Genomic DNA, 15,420 nt, shown 5'->3' on the forward strand with positions numbered 1-15,420 from the left:
TTGCCGTATCAGCATTAGTAACGCAGTGGTAGATGATGAAACGCCAAGAAATCAAACAAGTTTTAGATGAGTTAACAAAAGATATCGATAGTCTTGCCGACAAAAAGGCCGTGACTATCATTAAGGTATTGGTTAATTTGGTCGAAATGCTTGCCGAAGAAAATGCTTTGCTCAGAGAGGAAAACCAAGTATTACGTGATGAGATAAACCGCCTTAAGGGTGAACAGGGCAAACCTAATATTCGCGGTCAATCCAAAGGTAGCAATGGCGATAATACAGGCAATTCCAATCATTCATCTGAAGGAGATCGCAATAAACGTGGTAAAGGGAACAATAAAAACACAGGCAAAGACAAAAAAAACGTACGTATTGATAGACGTGTTACGATTGCTCTGGACAAAGCAACGCTGCCAGATGACGCCAAGTTCAAGGGTTTTGAGATTCGAATCATCCAGGATCTAAAAATCATCACGGATAATGTTGAATTCAAGCTGGAAACGTATTACTCACCATCTTTGAAAAAAACCTTTATTGCGCCGATTCCTGGCGAATATAAGGGCAGTGAATTTGGTCCTGGGGTTAAAGCGCTGGTCATCACATTATACCGTGATGCAGGGATGACGGAGAGCGCCATTGAGCGCTTTTTAAAAACATGTGGTATTCAAATATCACATGGTAAAATTGCTTCCATGCTGACAGAAGGCAATGATATTTTTCATCAGGAAAAAGAAGATATTGTCGATGCCGGTAGCAACGCAGGCTTGTACCAGCAGATGGATGACACAGGCAGTCGTGTTAACGGCAAAAATCACTACACCCATGTTTTATGTAATGACTTTTTTACAGCATACTTCACTCGTCGTAAAAAAGATCGCTTGACCTTATTGGAGTTGCTGTGTCGAGACCAATTAAAGTTTATGTTTAATCAGGAGGCTTATGAGTTAATGGATGAGTTTGGTCTCGCAAAAAAATGGTTGGATCAAATTAAACCAATGCTGCATGCACAACCCCTCACACGTGAATCAATCGATAGTTTGATGGGAACACTTTTTCCAAATCCAAAAAAACACAGCACGAATCGACGCATAATTCTTGAGTCAGCAGCTCTTGCCTATTATCAGCACTCGAAATACTTCATCCATTATTTAATGACAGATGATGCGCCTCAGTTTAATAAATTGGCCCTACATCATGCGCTGTGCTGGATCCATGAAGGTCGTCATTATAAAAAACTCACTCCATTCTCAGATATGAATCAGAATATATTGGCTGTATTTCTTGAGCAATTATGGGATTTCTACCATGCATTATTGACTTACAAGACGGCTCCATCTCAATCAATGGCCCAACAACTATCAATGCAATTTGATACTTTGTTCGCAACCACGACAGGCTATGATGTTTTAGATCAACGCATTGCAAAGACACGTGCTAAAAAACAAGCGTTATTATTGGTGTTAGACCATCCATTTCTGCCATTGCACAACAATGCCTCTGAATTAGGGACACGGTTTCAAGCAAGGATACGCGACATCAATCTCCAAACGGTCTCCCAAAATGGCACCAAATCAAAGGATACGTTTGCCACGATTGTACAGACGGCCAGAAAACTGAAAGTTAACGTTTATCAGTATATTTACGATAGGGTGACTAAAAAATTTGAAATGCCATCATTGGCTGAATTAATCTTACTTAAAGTGCGGCAGGTTCCATGCACCACATAAGCATCTCGAGATAATTCCGCTTGCTGACGCGCGCGGCTCGGATTAGTCCGGGCTCAGTGGCAGACACTTACCCGGCGATTCTGACAGGATACCTATTATCAACCAATTCACGAATTAACCTATTTTATAATCAGCGGACACCTAATCAAAATAGGGTTTAACAAATTGACAAGCCTGCAGCTATAATAGACGACTTATACAGAAAATAAAGGTAATGCAACATGAACACCGAACTGGGCAAATTCTGTGCAGATCCAATCAATCCATCGTTAGATCAAGCTTATCAAGACTGTATTTAAATAAAATGATTAAAGAACTAACTAACCCATTATGGGATTATTCGCTGAAAATTTATACCAATAAAGACGTCAAGCTATTGTGTATTACTCTACAGGATGACTATGATATCAATGTGAATATTGTATTGTGGTGTTGCTGGTATGCCTCGGAGCTGGGGCCTTTCAGCCATCAATTCCTGAATCAAGTTTTAGCTTACAACGCGCCCTGGCATAATCATGTGACTCGTCAATTAAGACAGGCACGTCAATGGCTGAGAACAAATCTGAACAATGAGCTAATCGAGTCTTTTCGCCAGGACATAATACAATTAGAAATAACCTCTGAAGCTTTTCAACAAAACCAATTGTATGAACTTTCCATAAAACAGAATAAAGCGGTTCAAAATAGCAAAAATGCAGCACGTGCTAATCTGCAGAACTATTTTAATACCTTAACAACAAAAATAAGTGACCATCACTGGCAGCTTATTGAAACAAAATTACTAACCAGAGTATCGTTTAGAACAACCTAGTGTTTATTTGTAAACCACGATGGACGCAACTTCCCAATTCGGGTTAAAATAATCATCTTACGCCTCCATGGTATTTCAATAATCGCACTATGCTTAAAACTCCTGATTATGCAAAACGTATATCCTGTGTTGTTCCTGTTTATAATGAAGAGGCCCTGATTGCAGAGTTTATTACCGCTCTGGATAAAACCCTTAAAGGATTAGCTTATCCCTATGAAATAGTGATTGTAGATGATGGCAGCCAGGATAATACACTGGCAATCATCTATCAACTGAGAGCCATGTTTCCCATTCGCTATATTCGTTTTAGTCGTAATTTTGGAAAAGAAAATGCCCTCAGTGCAGGCCTGGATCATGCCCAGGGTGATGCGGTTATTTTGCTGGATGGTGATTTTCAGCATCCCTTGGAACTCTTGGTAGAGTTTATTGCCAAATGGGAAGAAGGCAATGAAATGGTTTATGCTGTGCGTCAAAACCGGGCAGATGAGTCCTGGTTAAAACGAACCTGCGCCAAAGCCTTTTATCACTTAACTTCAAAAATAAACCGCATTAACATCCCGGCTAATGCGGGGGACTTTAGATTACTGGATAGAAAAATAGTGAACGCACTCCAGAAATTGCCAGAGCGTAATCGTTTTATGAAGGGTTTATACAGCTGGGTAGGCTTCAAACAAATTGCCATCCCTTTTGAAGTTCAACCCCGTAAATCAGGCAACTCGCAATGGAGTTTTTATTCCCTGCTTGATTTAGCGATTACAGGCATCACCTCGTTTAGTGCCTTTCCCTTAAGAATGATTGCTTTAGGTGGCATGGCTGTTGCCAGCATCGCCATGCTCTACGCTATTTGGATTATTCTAAGCACGTTTATATTTGGTATACAGACACCAGGTTGGGCAACTATAGTGACGACCATTAGCTTTTTTGGCGGACTGCAATTATTTGCTTTAGGGGTGGTCGGAGAATACATTGGCAGAGTGTTTGATGAAGTCAAACACCGGCCTTTATATATTATTGATGAGGAATCAAGTTTCAATGACCAACTCCCATAAATTACCTCATCGCCTGATTTATTTTGGCGTTACAGGCGTAAGTGCTGCGACAGTACACGTTATAACGGTATCAGGCCTTGTAACTTTCATGCAAGTCCGACCTTTAGTCGCCAATATATTTGCTTTTTTACTTGCCTTTAACGTGAGTTTTTTAGGCCATAGATATTTTACCTTTGCAAAACTCCATAATCAAAAACAATTGAGCCTGCCCCATTTTTTTCTGGTTGCATCGTCAGCCGGAGTAATCAACGAGCTACTCTACTTCTTATTGCTTGACTACACCCCTTTGGGTTATTTAATCGCTTTGATTATCGTTTTAGGTTTAGTCTCTGTTTACAGCTTCATGCTCTCCAGATTTTGGGCTTGCCGGTAAAAACAGGCGAACCTGATGCTCCTGACAATCATTGAGAAACTCATCACTCAGAAAATAATTCATTTCTATGGAGCGAGTCCTGGTAGGGGCTAAACTTTCACCAGGATGACACATAATGAGAATGTCGGAAGGAGCTGAGGCCAGCCAATGCTTGAACAGTGTTCGATAGTCAGACTCTGGAGCAAAATCATAAACTCCAGCAAAATAAGAAGGGTGAGGAATAGTTGATTTTTCGAGATCAGCATGCAGTTTTCTCCCTCCTGCCATGGCCAGGATTATTCCTTTAAACCAGTATTTAGGAACAGTAACAGCAGGATAGGTTGAACGTATCCAGGTCCTGTGGGGTCTTATCCGTTGTTCATAAATGTCCAATATTACATTTCTTATGCCAGGAAATTGATGGACATGTTCATGGCCGTCAATAAAATCAGGCATCTCTCCCATCATTTGAATAAACTGATCGAGTTGAGCATTAAACTCTTTAGCAATAAAGTCGGGCTTAAGCAGATGTAAATGTGATTTCACCAGTAAACTATTTAATCTGAAACAAGGTCTGCCAGGTTCAGACAACAGAAAACCTTCGGTTAGATTAAAATGCAAACCGGTCTGTACTTCTCTTTTTAAAGCACATAAATCTTTGGCATAAAGATTAAAGTCCGGCATATTAGTCATGCAACTTACTGCAGATAAACGACGCATCCGCACAAGCTTTATAATTCCATGGGAAACACCAGCATTTAATCCAAAGTCATCGGCACATAACACGATTGTTTTAAAATCACTCATTACGGAATTCTAGGCATAAAAGAAGTTAATCATATACTCATCCGCAGTGATTTTGCGATAACTTTATTTTCAAGCTTCATGAGGTTGAGCTTTGGCCATAAAAAAGCGAGGGCTTAAGATATTAATACAAAGACCACTAATCACTAATAAACAGGCATTGAGTTTCCATAATTGAAATGGTTCCCCCAGAAGTAACATGGAGCTTAAAATACCAACCACAGGAACTAATAAAGTAAACGGTACGATCATTCCCACCGAATAACGGCCGAGCAACCAATTCCATATGCCATAACCGACCCAGGTTGATGCATAAACAATATAAAGAAGTGATCCTATTCCCTGCCAGGTCAGATGATGATAACTGGCAGCAATACGTTGAGGCCCTTCAAATATAAAAGACAGTAGAAACATGGGAAGACAAGCTACAAAGCTGCCCCAGACAATAATAGCAACAAAGTTGGTTGTTTTAATTTTTTTGGTGATCAGATTACCAACGCCCCACGTTGCTGCAGCGGCTAATATCAAAATAAAACCAGGTAACGATACATTAGTATCGAAATGCATGGCTACCAAGCCAATACCCATGAAAGCAACCAAAGCCCCTGCTATTTGACTGATACTTGGTTGTTCACCCAAAAAGAGCACCGCAAAAAACATACTGAAAAATACTTGGACCTGCATAATTAATGAGGCCATTCCTGCTGTCATACCTGCATGCATGCCCATGAAAACAAGAGAAAATTGCAAAGCAAACATAACCAAGCCATACAAAGCAATGATTCTAAAATGTGCTCCCGGAGGCTTTACAAAAAAAACAGCAGGAATACTGGCTAAAAAAAACCGTACTGCGCAAAGTAATAGTGGCGAAATTTCTTCCAGGCCTAACTTTACGAAAATAAAATTAAGCCCCCAGATAACCACTACCAGCAAAGTCAATAACAGATGGGGAATAGGCATTATTAGTTCAATTTAATTAAAAACAAATCTATTTTAACTCAAAGATAGAACTATTGCTAAGAATTTTAATTAATTGAGCGAAAAAAATGCAAATAATTAGGGTCTGTTGACAATTCACCTAGCCCCTACCATTTTGCAATTATATACTATCTCGACTTTAGCCAATTATGCAGCCAAAGCCAGTTGATAAATCAATAAGTTAGCAGTTTTTTCGGTTATTTTTAAAGAATCCGTATTATTTTCGTAATTTTTAGACATTGAAAAATACATCTTCACCCAGATTGATCTTCTTATGGCTGTAATAATGTCGACTAAGGTGAGCTCGCCCTTTTTGTCATACCATGATGTAGTTTCTTGCACTAACAATTTTTTAGTTTCATGCATTTTAATGGCAACCAGTACCAATATCGAAAGTAGTCCCATAAGCAGAGGGGTAGTTCTTGCAATAGCCTTATCTGACCACTGACGCTGTGTTTCAATGCCTAAGTGGGCACGGGTTTCTTCAAAGGTAACTTCAATGTTCCAGCGTAAAACAAACCACTCAATAATTTGTGTCGGTGAATTTTCCGTATTGGTGCTGAAAAATGTCTCCGCCTCATTCTTACCATCGGGTGTTTTAACAAGCACTATGCGTAGCCTTATTGGTGGAACGCCTGCATGATACCATAGGCATTCAAAGGTTAAGCACTCAATAGTTTTTTGTTCACCACCATACCACTTTACCTGAAGTGTATCCCATGTCTTAGTATCTACTAGTAATTCCTTGAGCCGGATACGCTGTCCTTTAATTTGATTTCTTCCACGCTTTCCCGCTGGCTTGACCTCAGGAAATTCAAATAACTGCGCATCCATTCGTACTCTGGATATGAGTGTTGCACCATTTTTTATACAGACTTTTGCAAGGGCCATACAAGCATAGGCGCCATCACCAACCAAAATCCAAGGGGTACGGTGCAACCATCGGCTGACACAACGCACCATTTGTATGGTCCAGTCTATCGATGTTTTGTGTCTTTTTCCTGAGGCCTCATCTGACTTTTTTGATGGTGAAAGGATAACCATAAAAGGCAAAGCCCATGGTCTTTTACACCAAGGAAGCGGTACTATCAAGGTCATGCATTCCCATTTCAAACCAAAACAAATAACCACCCGTGATTGGCTGGACGCAACAGCATCACGGTATGCTCCTTTGGCTTTGATGTTCTTTCCGCGTCGGCGCTCCAGTGTTTCATCAACAGCAACAATCTTGGGCCATGATTCAGGAAGCAGTGTGATTAAAAGACCAAATAAAATTTTGCTGGCAGTTAAACCACTCCATTGTGTACGACTCAATACACGATGATATTTTGAGAAATTTTTAACCTCGCTTAAGCCCATAACACGTAAAATACTCGTAATACGCCTTGCCCCTCGACAAAGGATGGCACCAATGAAAAGCGTATTGATATTGTTCCAGGTAGGACGTGTAAATAAAGGTGCAAAAGCAGCTAAAACGGATATAATCTCGGGTGTCATTGTTGAGCAACTCCTTGTACCTTATTGTTTTTGCGAACATCAAGATACTCGCTTTATCCGCTTTAGCAATTTTTTTAAATAGGAGTCATCCCGCTCTTGGCCTCACACCACGAACATACAGAACAAAAATCAACATGAAACGATGGAGTATTGCCGACATGGTGAATATTGGCCGCAAGTTGTTCGCCAAAATTCACAAACAAAAACATCATGCAAACCCTAATCACGACGTGCATTTCATGGCACGAGAAATAGATGATTGGCTGGTGCGGGGTGTTGAATCCATGGTGAATGGCAGCTATACACCGCGCCATCTTAAGCGCCATTATTTTCCAGATGAAATGGTTGATCAGCTGCATTTATCGGACAGGATTTTCCAAAATATTTTGCTCAAACAAATAAAACCTACCTTCCCTTACGTGATGAACCCCAATTGCTACCATCTTCATGGACCAAGTGGTGTACGGCTTGCCACGCGGCGTATCCGGCAAGTGCTTTTGGAAAAAAAACCACAATACATCATCCGCGCTGACATCAAATCGTTTTACAAGTCCATCCCGCATCACCAATTGATTCAAGATATCAAAAAGCACTATAACGATCTCAATGTCCAATCCATGCTAGAACAAATTATTATCAATCCCATTGAAACCCCTCGCGGATATAAAAATCCCGATCAGGGAATTGCGCTACGTGGGCCGCTGTCTCAGTTTTTTAGTGGCATTTATTTAAAGCCATTGGATGATGCCTTCAATTCGATGGATGTAACCTATATCCGGTATCAGGATGACATTCTTATTCTGTGCCAAACCAGCCGTCAGCTTAACCGTTGCAAACAGCGCATGATGGAGGTGTTGCATGAAAGACGGCTCAGTTTATCGCGCAAAAAGACACGCATAGGCAACATTGAGAAAGGATTCCACTTTCTCGGAATACACTATCCTGGGACGCAAACCCAGGATAACACCCATGTGATACAGGCAAATGATAGAGCAGTTATCCCGGCGGGTACTGCGCAAAATCTAACCTCATTGTGGGGGGGTACAGAGATTGCAATTAATCATCAAACGCCTGGGCTTGACACTATTGTCCCGCACGCAAGGACGTTACGAAAAGCACGAGAGCAGATTAATCTTATGGTCAAAGATGGGGTGTCTCCCAAAAAGATCAGAAGGTACCTACATCTCTGGGTCATGTGGTGGGTAAGAACAACAGAAAGTTGGCAGTACCAGGAGCTACTTGAATGGTTTTTAAATGTGTGCTGGGATTTTAGCCCGGCGGCCTATGCCGCCGGTCTGCTCACGCACGCCATTAAAAAATACGGTTATCAATCTCAAGCCCAGGTTTTGTCGGCTCCAGGTTTTTACGCGACTGCGTGAGATCTAATGTTCTTACTTCATCAAGGCGGATTATAGCCGCCAAATCATCCGGCGCCGCCGAAAGCGTCCAACCCCCACGGCCCCGCCGCGCCCACCCCACGCCCCGCCCTAATTAATGCAAAATCAACCGCAAGCCCGGAAGAATCAGAAATAACCAAGGGGAACCACGATTCGCCTTTGTTTGTATTATAATTGTGGAACGCTAACTTACGGGGTAATTTGTCCTCATTAAACTGAGGTGTTGGGTCAAACGAGCGGTCTTTACGGCAATATTCATTAGCCACATGGACTGGAACATCGCGCTGCTCTTTTCCAACCTCCATCCATGCCGCCTTCATGGCGTCACAATTCTGGGAGCTCTCCCAGTTATCATAACCATCAATATAATTGTTCAGTGCTGTTTTGAGTGGGGTTAAGTCAAAATGCTTTGAATTCTTAACCTCGACCCCATGTTGCTTATAGGTTAACCCATTGCTCTCTATCGCTTCGCAGCGCTTTAGCATCGCCGCTTTTGTATTCTCGTCCATATGCGATTCAAGCATCCGGCACATATGCTTGTCCTTTGCCCAATAAGCGTATTCATACGCTGAAATATTGGTAAAGGTTCGACCTGAATAGTCGGTCACTGTGCCTCGTTCAAGTAATAACTCCTGGAGCTGGTGGGGATTTTTTTTCCTTATTGTAAATATTTTTTCTGCATGGTCTTGCTTTCCATGAGCCACAAACTCCAGGAATTTGGATAAAATGGCAGGGGGTTGAAATAAGGTTCGGGTATGTTTATCTAATATAGCATTCGTTTTGGCTTTTATCGAAGGTAGGTGACCCGAAATTTCCTTTCCTATCTCTGAAGGTAAATCGTAGATTGATTTTTTCATACCCATTCTCTCTTAATAATAATTCACATATTATAACCAGTATCACAAAAAAAGTACATAGTGAATTTATATTTATCATTTCGAATTCCATGCTATGGTTGAGGCGAGGTGAGTAGAATTGGGTTCGATATATTGCTTGAGGTTTTAAATTATCTCATAGCAGGTTTTGGAAAATGGCCAAAGTCCAGACTATGGAACTTTAGATCTAACCTGTATCACGATACAATTGACATAAAATCCCTTAAGAACTCATTATGAAAGAAATCATTCTTGCTACCTCCAACTCAGGAAAAATAAAAGAATTTCAATATTTATTAGCTCCTGTCCAATGCATTGCCCAGAATACTTTAGGAATACCCAGTCCAGAGGAAAATGGATTAAGTTTCATAGAAAATGCCCTCATCAAAGCCAGGCATGCAAGTTTGTTAGCTAATAAACCTGCTTTGGCAGATGATTCAGGGTTAGTAGTTACCGCTTTGAACGGAGAGCCTGGTATTTTTTCCTCACGTTATGCGGGAGTGGATGCCACAGATCAAGACAACATCGATTTACTCTTAGCAAATATGGCTCATTTACACTCGGAACAAAGGCACGCCTTTTTTTATTGTGCGATTGCTCTGGTTCAACACGCTACAGATCCTACCCCCATAATTGCTACAGGTAAATTCGATGGCCGCATCAGTGCCAGTGCGTCAGGTAAAGAAGGTTTTGGATATGACCCGATATTTTATGTTATTGAACACCAATGCACAGCAGCTCAATTACCTGCTACTATAAAAAATACCATCAGTCATCGCGCAAAGGCACTAAACGAACTACGCGCCCTTACTCCGAATTTATATGAACAGTGAAATCGAAGCCCTTTTTGCCAAAGCCTATAAACTGCAATATGAAGGTCAATACGCCCATGCTATTAGCCTTTATAAAAACATCCTGACTCAGCTACCTGACCACCCTGAGGCCTTACATTTCTTAGGCCTGACTTACGCGCAATCTGGGGATATGGAGAACTCCCTGCTATATTTAACACAAGCATTAACGGTTCATCCTGATGAACCAGTTTTACTTAATAATTTGGCTAATGTTTATAAAAAAATCCAAAACTATGAAGAAGCGATTCGTTATTATCTGCAAGCTATTGAACTAAATCCTGAATATGCTCAAGCTCATAATAATTTAGCAACCATTTATGCCTTACAGAATAACTACCAACACGCACTGACTCATTATGTTAAAGCGGTTAATGCAGAGCCAGACTTTAGCGCAGCTCATTTTAATTTAGGTTTACTATTACTCCGGAATAATCAACTTGCAGCAGCTAAAACTCAATTTAATAATGTTATCTCCTTGTACCCTGCCCATACTGAAGCTCAATTTTATTTAGGTGTTTTAAATCTGGAGGACAATTTACTTGTCGAGGCGGAGCAATGCTTTCAGAACGTTATAGAGCACGATCAGGAGCACACAGATGCATTAATAAATTTGGGCGTTATAGCCCTTAAAAATGAGCAGAATCAACTGGCCGTGGACTATTTCACTAAAGCATTGGCATTGGATAATGAGAACACCGATGCTCGTAATAATTTGGCAGCCACCTTCATGCATCATGACCGGTTTGAAAACGCCTTGATGCATTATGATGCATTACTCAGTAAAGATCCCAATAATATAGAATATTTATATAATTCCGGAGTGGCACAAATGGCCTTGGGGCATTTGAATGAAGCCATCATTTTTTTTGAGCAGGTTCTGTGTTTACAGCACAACCACACACCTTCGCTTAATAATATGGCCGCCATTTATCTAAAAATGGATCAAAGAGAAACCTCTCGTGAATACTTAAGACAAGCACTGGCCATTAATCCCAAGGACACCATCAGCAAACATATGCTCAGTGCGCTATCAGGCTCCAAAGAGGCAGATACCACTCCTGAATACGCTCAAAATTTATTTAATAATTATGCTTTATATTATGATCAGCATATGCAGGGACAATTAAACTATTCCATTCCTCAACATATAGGCAGAATGATTCATCAACTCGAACTAATCCAGATTAATAAAACCCTTGATTTGGGATGTGGAACAGGGTTAACCGGAGTCGTTCTGCGTGAGATAAGTAAACAGCTGACCGGGGTGGATATCGCTGAAAAAATGCTGGCACATGCAAAAGAAAAAGGGATTTATGATGTTTTGACCCAAGCAGAATTAACTGATTTTTTAAAAAAACATAAAGGCAATTTTGATTTAATAGTTGCCGCCGACGTTTTGCCTTATTTTGGTGATCTTGAGCCACTTTTTGAAGCGATCTCTAAACACTTAAATATGGAAGGATTTTTTATATTTACAACCGAGATTAGTAAGACACCACCCTGGCTTCTTGAACCCAGTGCTCGTTTTAGCCATCATCCTGATTATATCAAAGAGTTGACCGAACGCTTTCAATTCCAACTGGTTAAAAAAGAAGCTGTTCCCGCTCGTATACAAAACCAACAACCTTTAGAAGTAATGCTTTATGCCTTAAAAAAAGCAAAAGAGCCTCAGGAAGCCTGCACACCCAGTCTGTAGTCATCCTGATAGCCTTCAAACCAAACCTCTCTTGCTCGTTTATGAGATCTTGAAGAGTACCAGCAGGACTTCAAGACAGCTCCATGGCGCTTCCTCAGCCCGAACGGATCAGTCAGAGGGAAGGCTAACTTCTCCACACCGTCAGCTCGAGCGTTAATAAGAGATCTCCAAATTATATAACTGTGCTACATCCAGAAGCTCTCTGGCTATCGCTCGAGATCACGTTGGCATCCTGATTAAAAAGGTAAATCCAACTGACTATCTACCAAATGAATTTGGTTTTTAAATAAATGTTGAATTTGTTTTAAATTATCTTTATCGGTTGCTTCAAAACGCGCCACCAGACAAGGTGTTGTATTAGAGGCACGTAATAACCCCCAACCATTGGCAAATTCAACTCGCAGACCATCAATGGCAATAATGCGCGCTTCTGAAAATCGAGCTTCGTCACCGAAGCGTTTCATAAAGATAAATTTATCTTCATCTGCTATAGCAATTTTTAATTCAGGAGTATTAATACTGTTAGGGATTAGTTCGAACTGCTGACTCACAGTTAATGCCGAAGAGCTGATAATTTCTAATAAACGACAAGCGCTGTATAGAGCATCATCAAATCCATACCAACGATCTTTGAAAAATAAATGACCGCTCATCTCGCCAGCTAAAGCAGCTTGCTCTTCCTTCATCACAGACTTGACTATAGAATGACCTGTGGGACACATTTTGGCTACACCACCAGCCTCCAAAATGACTTTTTCCAAGTGACTGGAGCATTTAACATCAAAAACTACAGTTGCCCCTGGAATACGTCCTAACAACTCGCGGGCATAGAGCATCATCAAACGATCAGGCCAAATCATTTCACCCTTGTTAGTTATCAAACCCAAACGATCAGCATCGCCATCAAAAGCCAAACCTATATCAGCCTGCTGAGTCAAAACCGCTTCTTTCAAATCAGCCAGGTTAGCCTCAATAGTTGGATCAGGATGATGATTGGGAAATCGTCCATCCACATCACAGTATAAGGGAATAACCTCACAACCCAATTCCCTGAGTACCTGCGGGATAATCGGCCCGGCAATACCGTTTCCACAATCAACAACTACTTTCAATGGTCGTTTTATTTTTATATCACCAAGAATACGCTCGATATATCCAGGCATCACATCAAGAACTGTGTCTTTGCCACAACCAGTCACTCGCCTGCCTTCAGCTACTAAATCATAGAGGACATCTATGTTTTCTTGCGTTGATGTTTTACCGGCAAGAACCATTTTGATGCCATTATAGTCGGCGGGATTGTGACTTCCAGTAACCATTAAACCACTGTCTATGCCTTGAGTATAAGTGGCATAGTACATCACTGGCGTGGCAACTGAGCCCAAATCCACTACATCAATGCCACTATCAAGTAAGCCTTTTTTTAAGGCTGCTGCCAAATCCGGACTGGTTAGACGACCATCTTGCGCCAGATAGATTTGTTGACGTTTTAATTTTTGTAAATAGCAAGCCAGGGCTAAGCCAATACTATAAAACCCATGCTCATCCAAATCTTTTCCTATTACCCCTCGAATATCATAAGCTCTGAACACTGAACGGTTAATTTGCTTTTGCTGGTAAATCATTTAGTGTCTCCCTGAACTGCCGAATCCACCTTCGCCTCGGCTGCTTTGTGTAAATGTTTCCACGATTTCAAAAGCAGCCTGAACTACAGGTATAAAAACCAGTTGGGCAATGCGTTCACCAGGATTGATTGTGAAATGCTCCTGGCTTCGATTCCAACAGGAAATTTTTAATTCGCCTTGATAATCAGAGTCAATTAACCCCACGAGATTACCCAAAACAATACCATTTTTATGTCCCAATCCGGATCGGGGCAGAATAACTGCTGCCAGATTAGGATCAGCAATATAAATGGACAGCCCAGTAGGTAGCAAAATTGTTTCCTGAGGTGCTATCTGAATGGGGTCAGTGATACAAACCCGCAAGTCCAATCCAGCAGAGCCGTCGGTGGCATAATTAGGTAAAGGAATGGTATCCCCAATTTTTGAATCCAGAATTTTTAATTGAATGGCCTTTAACATGATTATCCCTGATGAATTTAATGCATGCCATTTTGCAGAGTTGCAGCGAGGATTGCAATAATTTGTCCCGCCAACCGTACTTTGTGGGTTAGTGGCAACTCGATTTGCTTATTTTTTGTAATCACTGTGACTTGATTTACATCGCTTTCAAACCCAATTCCTTTACCTACTAAATTCGCGACAATCATATCCAGTTTTTTTTCGCGTAATTTTTCTTGGGCGTAAGAAATCAGATCGGAGGTTTCAGCAGCAAAGCCCATCACAAAAGAAGCAGTGCCACTTGCAGCCACGGTACTAAGAATATCTTTGTTTTTGGTTAACTGCAGACTCAGCTCTGCGTGATCTTTTTTCTTCACTTTTTCTGCCGCAGGTGATTTCACCTGGTAATCCGCAACAGCTGCAGTACCGATAAATACAGTATCCACTTGCATCTGTTTCATTACCTCATCCAACATAGACTGAGCCGACTCCACATTAATGAGTTCAATACCCGCAGAAACGGGTAATAGAGTGGGTCCACTAATTAACGTGACTTTCGCTCCTGCCATAGCGGCTGCCTCTGCCATTGCATAACCCATCTTGCCAGAGCTGTAGTTGCTTAAATAACGAACAGGGTCTATAGCCTCACGGGTAGGTCCTGCCGTGATCACTACATTTTTTCCGGCAAGTAGTTGATTCACATCATACAACCGTAATGCATTAATGACTTGTTCAGCCTCACTAATGCGCCCAAGCCCCTGCTCCCCACAGGCCTGGGCCCCTTCTTCTGGTCCAACAAATACCACGCCTCTCTCTTGTAAGAGAAAACAGTTCGCTTTAGTAGCAGGATGCGCCCACATGCTTCGATTCATAGCAGGGCATACAATGACAGGAATTTCAGCGACAAGGTATAACGTAGAGAGTAAATCGTCGGCTATCCCCTGAGTCATTTTGGCCAGATAATTAGCAGAGGCTGGTGCAATAAGCAAATAATCTGCCCATCGGGCTAACTCAATATGTCCCATAGCACGCTCCGCCTGAGTATCAAACAAATCAGTACGAACCTCATTGCCTGATATAGCCTGCATCAATAAAGGACTAATAAACTGTTGTGCTGACTGGGTCATCACTACTCGAACCTCAGCACCAAGACGAGTTAACTCTCTCACCAGGTAGGCGGATTTATAGGCAGCAATACCCCCACAAACACCAAGAAGAACTTTTTTATTAATAAAATCTTGCATGACTAACCATTTTTGATAAGAATAGCTGCGATCAAAGCATAAACTTCGCCATAAAGGAATATAAAAGGAATACGAA

14 protein-coding genes are annotated in these 15,420 nt (G+C 41.3%); 7 read left to right on the forward strand and 7 right to left on the reverse strand.

The window, feature by feature from the left end:
- The first annotated feature begins 32 nt into the window (after positions 1–32).
- The 4 genes from HRS36_RS14835 to HRS36_RS14850 all read left to right on the forward strand — a co-directional run bounded on the left by HRS36_RS14835 (position 33) and on the right by HRS36_RS14850 (position 3,957).
- Positions 33–1,724 (forward strand): IS66 family transposase, encoded by a 1,692-nt coding sequence (locus HRS36_RS14835; protein WP_173235423.1) that lies wholly within the window; start codon positions 33–35, stop codon positions 1,722–1,724.
- A 214-nt stretch (positions 1,725–1,938) separates the two neighbouring features.
- The gene (locus HRS36_RS14840; RefSeq protein ID WP_173237890.1) at positions 1,939–2,535 is read left to right on the forward strand and encodes a TIGR02444 family protein; all 597 of its coding nucleotides are present in this window, start codon (positions 1,939–1,941) and stop codon (positions 2,533–2,535) included.
- Positions 2,536–2,624: 89 nt separating this feature from the next.
- Complete coding sequence (locus HRS36_RS14845; RefSeq protein WP_173237891.1) at positions 2,625–3,584, forward strand: glycosyltransferase family 2 protein; 960 nt, start codon at positions 2,625–2,627, stop codon at positions 3,582–3,584.
- Positions 3,568–3,957: a GtrA family protein gene (locus tag HRS36_RS14850; protein ID WP_173237892.1), complete on the forward strand. Its 390-nt coding sequence runs from the start codon at positions 3,568–3,570 to the stop codon at positions 3,955–3,957. The genes HRS36_RS14845 and HRS36_RS14850 overlap by 17 nt, the downstream gene beginning before the upstream one ends.
- Here HRS36_RS14850 and HRS36_RS14855 read toward each other — a convergent pair.
- The 3 genes from HRS36_RS14855 to HRS36_RS14865 form a co-directional block, all read right to left on the reverse strand.
- The gene (locus HRS36_RS14855; RefSeq protein WP_173237893.1) at positions 3,907–4,743 is read right to left on the reverse strand and encodes a ChbG/HpnK family deacetylase; all 837 of its coding nucleotides are present in this window, start codon (positions 4,741–4,743) and stop codon (positions 3,907–3,909) included. The two genes, HRS36_RS14850 and HRS36_RS14855, sit on opposite strands and share 51 nt — an antisense overlap.
- 69 nt (positions 4,744–4,812) lie before the next feature.
- Positions 4,813–5,700: an EamA family transporter gene (locus HRS36_RS14860; RefSeq protein WP_173237894.1), complete on the reverse strand. Its 888-nt coding sequence runs from the start codon at positions 5,698–5,700 to the stop codon at positions 4,813–4,815.
- 165 nt (positions 5,701–5,865) lie between these two features.
- Entirely contained in the window at positions 5,866–7,215 is a 1,350-nt protein-coding gene (locus HRS36_RS14865; protein WP_173235460.1) for an IS701 family transposase, read from the reverse strand.
- 134 nt (positions 7,216–7,349) lie between these two features.
- Between HRS36_RS14865 and HRS36_RS14870 the strand changes: the two genes are divergently transcribed.
- Positions 7,350–8,594, forward strand: coding sequence for a reverse transcriptase/maturase family protein (locus HRS36_RS14870; protein WP_197933194.1), 1,245 nt, complete (start codon positions 7,350–7,352; stop codon positions 8,592–8,594).
- Between the two features lie 44 nt (positions 8,595–8,638).
- On the opposite strand, the gene HRS36_RS14875 is transcribed toward HRS36_RS14870, so the two are convergent.
- On the reverse strand, positions 8,639–9,469 hold the full coding sequence (locus tag HRS36_RS14875) for a hypothetical protein (RefSeq protein WP_173235463.1): 831 nt from the start codon (positions 9,467–9,469) through the stop codon (positions 8,639–8,641).
- Between the two features lie 254 nt (positions 9,470–9,723).
- Here HRS36_RS14875 and rdgB point away from each other — a divergent pair, with 254 nt between their 5' ends.
- Positions 9,724–10,320: an RdgB/HAM1 family non-canonical purine NTP pyrophosphatase gene (gene rdgB / locus HRS36_RS14880; RefSeq protein ID WP_173237895.1), complete on the forward strand. Its 597-nt coding sequence runs from the start codon at positions 9,724–9,726 to the stop codon at positions 10,318–10,320.
- Positions 10,310–12,037 carry a tetratricopeptide repeat protein gene (locus tag HRS36_RS14885; RefSeq protein WP_173237896.1) on the forward strand — a complete coding sequence of 576 codons (1,728 nt, stop codon included), beginning with the start codon at positions 10,310–10,312 and terminating at the stop codon, positions 12,035–12,037. Before rdgB ends, HRS36_RS14885 begins: the two co-directional genes overlap by 11 nt.
- 236 nt (positions 12,038–12,273) lie before the next feature.
- Here HRS36_RS14885 and HRS36_RS14890 read toward each other — a convergent pair whose 3' ends face one another.
- From HRS36_RS14890 to coaBC, 3 genes are read right to left on the reverse strand one after another with little or no spacing between them, the layout of a single operon-like run.
- Positions 12,274–13,662 (reverse strand): phosphomannomutase/phosphoglucomutase, encoded by a 1,389-nt coding sequence (locus tag HRS36_RS14890; RefSeq protein WP_173237897.1) that lies wholly within the window; start codon positions 13,660–13,662, stop codon positions 12,274–12,276.
- Positions 13,663–14,121 carry a dUTP diphosphatase gene (dut, locus tag HRS36_RS14895; protein ID WP_173237898.1) on the reverse strand — a complete coding sequence of 153 codons (459 nt, stop codon included), beginning with the start codon at positions 14,119–14,121 and terminating at the stop codon, positions 13,663–13,665. It lies immediately after the preceding gene.
- A 17-nt stretch (positions 14,122–14,138) separates the two neighbouring features.
- Positions 14,139–15,344: a bifunctional phosphopantothenoylcysteine decarboxylase/phosphopantothenate--cysteine ligase CoaBC gene (coaBC, locus tag HRS36_RS14900; protein WP_173237899.1), complete on the reverse strand. Its 1,206-nt coding sequence runs from the start codon at positions 15,342–15,344 to the stop codon at positions 14,139–14,141.
- Positions 15,345–15,420: the final 76 nt, after the last annotated feature.

Origin of the sequence: Legionella antarctica (assembly GCF_011764505.1) — a bacterium.
GTDB classification, from domain to species: domain Bacteria; phylum Pseudomonadota; class Gammaproteobacteria; order Legionellales; family Legionellaceae; genus Legionella; species Legionella antarctica.